Raw genomic sequence first — 6,504 nt, forward strand, 5'->3', positions numbered from 1 at the left:
GCGAAAGGACGCTGCCCAATGTCGGCTCAAGATTCGTTGTTGTCCGCGCGTGGCATTCGCAAGCATTACGGTGCGCTGGTCGTGCTCGACGGTGTGGATTTTGATGTCCAACAGGGTGATGCCATCGGGATCGTCGGGCCCAATGGTGCCGGCAAGACGACGCTGCTGAGCGTTCTGTCGGGCTCTCAGGTCGCCACCGCCGGCCGGATCGCGTTTCGCGATGCGGAGGTGTCTTCGCTGGATGCCGCCGCGCGATGCCGGCTGGGTATCGCGCGCACGCACCAGGTACCGCAACCCTTCTCTGGGATGACGGTGTTCGAAAACGTGTTCACGGCGGCGACGCACGGCGGCGGGTTCAGGCGGGCCGAGGCCTACGACCGCTGCATCGACGCGCTTGACCTGTGCGGCATGACTGCACTTGCCAACCGTCGGGCAGAAACACTCGGACTCCTCGACCGAAAACGCCTTGAGCTCACGCGTGCGCTCGCCACCAATCCCCAAGTGCTTCTGCTCGATGAAATCGGCGGTGGACTGACGGACGGCGAGGCCTCCGAACTGGTGCAGACAATCCGCGTGCTGCATTCACGGGACATCGCCATCGTATGGATCGAACACATCGTGCATGTCCTTTTGCAAGTGGCTCAGAGGCTGGTCTGCATGGACGCCGGCCGAATCATTGCCGAGGGCGATCCGAATGTGGTACTCGCCAACGCCACGGTAGTCGATGCCTACCTGGGAGGCGGTCAATGAGCTTGCTGAAGATCGAAAGCCTTGTCGCGCGACATGGCCTGCTCCCCGCGGTGCAGGGCATCAGCCTGGACATCGAACAGGGAGAAACGCTTGCGCTGGTCGGCGCCAATGGCGCCGGCAAGACGACTTTGCTGCGCACGGTGGCCGGTGTCCATCCGGTGTCGGGTGGCCGCATTGTTTTCGACGGCGAGGACATCAGCAGCATGCCTGCACACCGCCGCGCCGCAGCCGGCCTGGCGCTGGTGCCTGAAGGCCGCCGCCTTTTTCCTGCGATGACTGTCGAGGAGAACCTCCTGGTTGCCCGTTCGGCCAAGCGTGAAGGAAGGTGGAATCTGGCCACGGTCCTGGACGCCTTTCCGCAGCTCGTCCCCAAACTGAAGGCGGCCGCAGGGACGTTGTCCGGTGGCCAGCAGCAGGCGGTGGCCATCGGCCGCGCTTTGATGACCAATCCACGCGTGCTCTTGCTCGATGAAGTGTCGCTCGGCCTTTCGCCCCTGGCTGTTCAAGGCGTCTACGATTCGTTGCGCGCCCTCATGGGCATGGGCCGCGAACAAGGCACGACAGTCGTGCTGGTCGAGCAGGATTTGAAGCGAACCTTCCAGGTGGCAGACCGCATCGTCTGCCTGCTCGAAGGAAGGGTTGTCGCCAGTGGGCGCACCGACGAAATGACGCGCGAGCAAGTCATGGATTGCTACTTCGGCCATCGCACGACCGCGTCGCAAGACGCTGCACTTTCGATTGCGACCCCATGATCTGGCTCAATCAAATCACCCAGGGCCTGATGCTCGGCGGCTACTACGCCGTGCTCGCCTGCGGCCTCTCGTTCATGTTCGGCGTGATGCGCATCATCAACCTGGCGCATGGCAGCCTGGCCGTGCTCTCCGCGTACATGCTGTACTTCCTGGCCGATCGCTTCGAGATACATCCGCTGCTCGGACTGCTCGCTGTGGTGCCGGTGATGGCGCTGCTTGGCTGGGTGCTGCATCGACTGGTCCTGGAGCGAAGCGCGCGCGCCGGTGCGCTGGTGCCTCTGCTGAGCACCTTCGGGCTCGCCAGCGTGCTCGACAACACCATGTTCGAAGGGTTCGGCGCCGACACCCGCTCGCTGGCGCCCTATATCGACTCGCTGAGCTACGACAGTTGGACCTTGCCGGGCGGCATCATCGTCGGCCAGCTCGCCGTGCTGACACTTGTGGTGGCCATCGCAATGCTGGGCGGCCTGCAGCTCTTGCTGACGCATACCGCGCTCGGCCGTCGCATCCGCGCCGCCGCGCACGACCCCGACACTGCGCAGCTCGTGGGCGTCGACGCCAGATCGGTCTATGCCGCCGCCAGCGCCATCGCGCTGGCGACCGTGGCCGTTGCAGGGGGCTTCCTTGCAATGCGTGCGACCTTCGACCCCTACACCGGGCCGCAGCAGCTGATCTTCGCCTTTGAGGCGGTGATCATCGGCGGCACTTCGCTTTGGGGAACATTGCTCGGCGGCATCGTGCTGGGCATTGCGCAGAGCATCGGCGCCCAGGTGCATCCGCAGGGCTTCCTCATTGCCGGGCACGTGGTGTTTCTTCTGGTCCTGCTGACCCGCGTGTATGCCACGGACCGTTTCCGCAGCTTCGTTCGATCGATGCGCCGCCCCGCCAGAAAGGCATGAAATGAATTCGCCGCCTGCAAATTCGCGCATCAAGCGCTGGACCACGGTTTCGATTCTCACGGTGTCGCTGGTGGTCGTGACCCAGCTGGTACTGGTGCTCGGCCCCCTGTTCCTGTCTCCCAATCTGGTGGAGCGACTCACGACGCTGTTCATCTACGGCATCCTCGCGCTGATGTGGAATGCGCTTGCGGGCTACGCGGGGCTGCTGTCGGTCGGTCATCAGGCCTTCTTCGGCCTCGGCGCCTACTTCACTGTACGGCTGGCCGACTGGGGCGTGAGCCCTTATCCGGCCCTGCTGCTGGCGGCGGTGATCGTCGCGGCCCTGTCGCTGCCGATTTCCTCCTTCATGCTGCGTCTGCGCGGCGGTGAGTTCGCCATTGGGATGTGGGTCGTGGCGGCGCTCGCACACTTGCTTGTGAATCTCGACAACTTGGTGCAGGGCGAGACGGGCACTTCGTTGATTGCATTGCAGTCGTACGAAGTGGAGGCGCGGCGTGCCTACACCTACTGGGCAGCGCTGGCCACGATGGCCACATTGGCCTGGCTGGTCTTCGTGATGCTGCGCGGCAAGATGGGAACGGCGGCGCAGGCGATCCGTGACAACGAGGAGGCTGCCAGTTCGGTGGGCATCAGGGTCCATCAATCGAAGCGCCTGATCTTTGTGCTGTCTGCTTTCGGCTGCGCGGCTGCCGGCGCGCTGTGGCTCGCCACATCCATCACCTTCCAGCCCAAGACCTACTTCAGCGTGCAATGGACCGCCTACATGATCTTCATGGTGCTGGTCGGTGGCATCGGCACCTACGAGGGGCCGATCCTCGGTGCGGTGTTGTTCTTCACTCTGGAGACCTTGTTCGGCGGAACCGGCGTGATCTACCTCATCGGGTTGGGCGCGACGGCGCTCCTGTTTGCACTCTTGCTTCCGCGTGGCATCTGGGGCGAGATCGAGCGACGGCTGGGTGTGCAGTTGCTGCCTGTGGGGTATTGGCTGGACATACGGGATCGACTGCACAAGGAGAAATCTCCGACCGTTCCCGGACCGAGTCCGATCGTCAAGCACTGACCCGTCGAGTGCGCTGATGCAGGACGTCGACAACGCCAAGTCCCTCGCGCGCATGAACGACGCGCTGCATGCCTTCGTGAGCCTGGGGTCGATGCAGGAGCCCGCTCCCTCAGGCCCGCTACAGGGTAGGACCATCGCCCTCAAGGACAACTTCGACCTGGCCGGAGAGCGGGTCGGCGTTGGCGCGCCGATGTTCGCCGACAGGCGCGCCACCAGTTCGTCGTCCGCTGTTCAGCGCCTGCTGGACGCTGGTGCGCGGATCGCCGGCCGTGCCCAGATGGTCGAGCTGGCCTTCGGCGGATGGGGCATCAACCCCGCGCTCGGTACGCCGCGAAACCCCTGGGACGCGCAGACCGTGCGCGTGGCCGGAGGCTCGAGCAGCGGCTGCGCGGTGGCGGTGGCCGCCCGCATGGCGACAGCCGCGCTTGGAAGCGACTCAGCAGGATCAATTCGCATGCCGGCTGCGTTGTGCGGGATCACCGGCCTGAAGACGACCCACAGTCTGATCGCGCTCGACGGCGTGTTTCCGCTTGCGCCGTCTTACGACAGCGTGGGGCCGATGGCACAAACCGCCGACGACTGCGCGCGCCTCTTCGAGGTGCTGACGCGCAAGCGGCTGCTTCCCATGCGGGCGCCGGACGGATGGCGGATCTCCCGGCTCGCCAGAGCGGACTATCCCATCGCTTTGGAACCCGAGATGCAACGGGCGCTCGACGACGCGGCCGCGGTATTCGAAGGGCTGGGCGCGGTGCTGCACGATACCGTGACGCCCTTTGCACTGGCGGACCTGACGCGGGACGCCGGCATGCTCATTGCGTCGGAAGCCTGGGCAATCCATCGCACGCGATTCGAAAGTGACCCCGGCGCATTTGGCGAGGAAATCAGGCGGCGCCTCGAGCAGGCGCGGAGTGCCGACCCGGCCCATGTCGCCGCTGCACGCCATGCGCGCCGCAAAGCCACAGACAGTTTCGAGAGTTGGTTTACCGTCGAAGAAGTGTTGCTTCTGCCGACCGTACACTGCACCGCACCGCCATTGGCTTCAATCAACGAAAGCATTCCGCCACTCGGTCAATTCACGCGCTGGGTCAACCACGTCGGTGGTTGCGCGATCAGTCTTCCTGCAGGGTTCGACCGCCATGGCTTGCCCCTGGCCATCCAGCTCGTGGGACGAGGCGGAGCAGAAGGTCGGCTGCTGGCACTCGGTGCTGCCTTTCAGCGCGCAACGCAGTGGCACCTGCGGACGCCACCCCTTGCGTTCGTCCAGCCTCAGTGAGCGGTCTGGCCCCCGTCGACCACGAAGGTCTGGCCGGTGGTGAAAGACGCGGCTGACGAGCACAGATGCAGGACAGTCCCGGCGATTTCCTCGGGTTGAGCGGCTCGCCCGATTGGACTGTTCTGCATCAGTTTCGCGGCAAAACCAGGATCGTCCAGCCACCGGTTGGTCATCGGCGTTGCGACCAGTCCCGGCGCCACGGCATTGACTCTGATGTTGCGTGTCGCGTAGTCCAGCGCGGCGGCCTTGGTGAGGCCCACCACACCATGCTTGGCAGCCACATAGGAGGCCATGCCCGGATCAGCCACGACACCCGCAACGGAGGCGGTATTGACGATGGCGCCTCCCCCCGTCTTGAGCATCGCGCCAATTTCATACTTGAGGCACAGGAACACGCCACGCAGGTCGACTGCGATGGTGCGATCGAAATCCTCCACGCTCATGTCTGCAAAGTCCGCCGTTGGCGGCAGCAGGCCTGCATTGTTGAATGCAGCGTCCAGCCTGCCGTAGGTCTGCACCGCGGCGTCGACCAATGCACGAACCGACTCCGGATCGCTGACATCGGTCGGAACGAACTGCGCCTGGCCGCCGGCCGCGACGATCGCTGCAGCGGTGTCAGCGGATCGCTTGTCGATGTCGCCCAGTATCAGTCGTGCGCCGGCGTTCGCGAAAGCGATCGCAGTCGCTCGACCGATGCCGGTACTGGCTCCGGTGACAAGGACGACCTTGCCCTCGAAAGCGCGCTGGGCAGCCGGGCTGGCCGGGTTCTTGTTATCCGTGGTCATGGATCGAATTTCCTTGCTGATGAACGTTCGAATCGTCCCTGCCGCCCTGCTCAAGCAGTAGCAGTAGCAGTAGCTTTGGCCGTCTCCGCTGTGTAGGCCAGAACCTGTTTGACGATGGCGTCTGCAAACTCCGGATCGTTGATATGGCAGTCGAAAGCGCGGGGCACGATGCCCGCTGGCAAGGCTTCCTTCAGCGCATCGAGAAACACGGGGCACAACGACGGATCGTGCAGATAGCCGTCGGGACTGTCGTGGTTCGAAAATCCCTTTAGCGGGACAAAGAACGACACCGGGCCGCGCGTCTGTTCCGCCTCGTCGATCAAGGCGCCCATGTGCTTTGCCAACGCCTGAAGTTCACTGGCCTCGGTGCGTACGGCCGTCAATGCATGGTTGTGCATGTGATACCGATGCCCCGGAAACATCGCAGTGGCCTGGTCGATCGGGCCGGCCACCATGAAGTCTGCATTGCCCGGCGCAAAGATCACCGGCACGCCTTTTCGGATGGCCCACTTTGCGCGGTCCGGTCCGGCGCTGCACAAACCGTTATTGAGAAAGTCATTGATCTCCACCAAGGAGGTATCGACCACCGCAACCACGTCGCGCTCGCCGACGATCTGGTCCATGGCCATGCCGCCGGTGCCAAGGGTGTGAAACACCATCACTTCGTAGCCCTTGGCTTCGAGTTGCTTGCGCACATTGACAGTGCATTTGTCGATCGTGCTGAGCGTCGTCATCGCGATCAGCGGCTTCGGTTCAACGCGCTTCGGCGAGTAGTCTTTCGCCATGGCCGCCGTCGCCAGCGCAGCATTGCGGAACACGTCTCGCGTGATGCTGTTGAGCCCCGCGATGTCGCATACCGGATTGAACATGTTGATGTCCTTGGCACCGATGAAAGGCTTCGTGAAACCCGAGGCCATCGTCGACACCATGACCTTGGGGAGACCGTAAGGGAAGGAGCCCATCACCACGGTGCCCAGTGCGGTGC

7 protein-coding genes are annotated in these 6,504 nt (G+C 63.9%); 5 read left to right on the forward strand and 2 right to left on the reverse strand.

Annotated elements, in window-relative coordinates:
• Positions 1–39 precede the first annotated feature (39 nt).
• Genes QN397_RS20450 through QN397_RS20470 form a run of 5 tightly spaced genes read left to right on the forward strand, consistent with a single transcriptional unit; the run spans position 40 to position 4,734 of the window.
• Positions 40–750 (forward strand): ABC transporter ATP-binding protein, encoded by a 711-nt coding sequence (locus QN397_RS20450; RefSeq protein WP_323501762.1) that lies wholly within the window; start codon positions 40–42, stop codon positions 748–750.
• Positions 747–1,502: an ABC transporter ATP-binding protein gene (locus tag QN397_RS20455; protein WP_323501763.1), complete on the forward strand. Its 756-nt coding sequence runs from the start codon at positions 747–749 to the stop codon at positions 1,500–1,502. Before QN397_RS20450 ends, QN397_RS20455 begins: the two co-directional genes overlap by 4 nt.
• Entirely contained in the window at positions 1,499–2,401 is a 903-nt protein-coding gene (locus QN397_RS20460; RefSeq protein ID WP_323501764.1) for a branched-chain amino acid ABC transporter permease, read from the forward strand. Before QN397_RS20455 ends, QN397_RS20460 begins: the two co-directional genes overlap by 4 nt.
• A 1-nt stretch (position 2,402) precedes the next feature.
• Positions 2,403–3,461, forward strand: coding sequence for a branched-chain amino acid ABC transporter permease (locus QN397_RS20465; RefSeq protein WP_323501765.1), 1,059 nt, complete (start codon positions 2,403–2,405; stop codon positions 3,459–3,461).
• A gap of 16 nt (positions 3,462–3,477) precedes the next feature.
• Complete coding sequence (locus tag QN397_RS20470) at positions 3,478–4,734, forward strand: amidase (RefSeq protein WP_323501766.1); 1,257 nt, start codon at positions 3,478–3,480, stop codon at positions 4,732–4,734.
• Here the strand turns inward: QN397_RS20470 and QN397_RS20475 are convergent.
• Both QN397_RS20475 and QN397_RS20480 read right to left on the reverse strand, forming a co-directional pair.
• Positions 4,728–5,519 carry an SDR family NAD(P)-dependent oxidoreductase gene (locus tag QN397_RS20475; protein WP_323501767.1) on the reverse strand — a complete coding sequence of 264 codons (792 nt, stop codon included), beginning with the start codon at positions 5,517–5,519 and terminating at the stop codon, positions 4,728–4,730. The two genes, QN397_RS20470 and QN397_RS20475, sit on opposite strands and share 7 nt — an antisense overlap.
• 50 nt (positions 5,520–5,569) lie before the next feature.
• On the reverse strand, positions 5,570–6,504 hold a 935-nt coding region (locus tag QN397_RS20480), incomplete at its 5' end, for a Tm-1-like ATP-binding domain-containing protein (protein WP_323501768.1).

It is taken from the genome of Variovorax sp. RTB1, assembly GCF_035018765.1.
Taxonomy (GTDB): domain Bacteria; phylum Pseudomonadota; class Gammaproteobacteria; order Burkholderiales; family Burkholderiaceae_C; genus Variovorax.

Bases quoted from the DNA above. Each gene is read 5' to 3' on its own strand.
- QN397_RS20460 (WP_323501764.1), top strand. From the start codon at position 1,499: ATGATCTGGCTCAATCAAATCACCCAGGGCCTGATGCTCGGCGGCTAC.
- QN397_RS20455 (WP_323501763.1), top strand. From the start codon at position 747: ATGAGCTTGCTGAAGATCGAAAGCCTTGTCGCGCGACATGGCCTGCTC.
- QN397_RS20465 (WP_323501765.1), top strand. From the start codon at position 2,403: ATGAATTCGCCGCCTGCAAATTCGCGCATCAAGCGCTGGACCACGGTT.
- QN397_RS20470 (WP_323501766.1), top strand. From the start codon at position 3,478: ATGCAGGACGTCGACAACGCCAAGTCCCTCGCGCGCATGAACGACGCG.
- QN397_RS20475 (WP_323501767.1), bottom strand. From the start codon at position 5,519: ATGACCACGGATAACAAGAACCCGGCCAGCCCGGCTGCCCAGCGCGCT.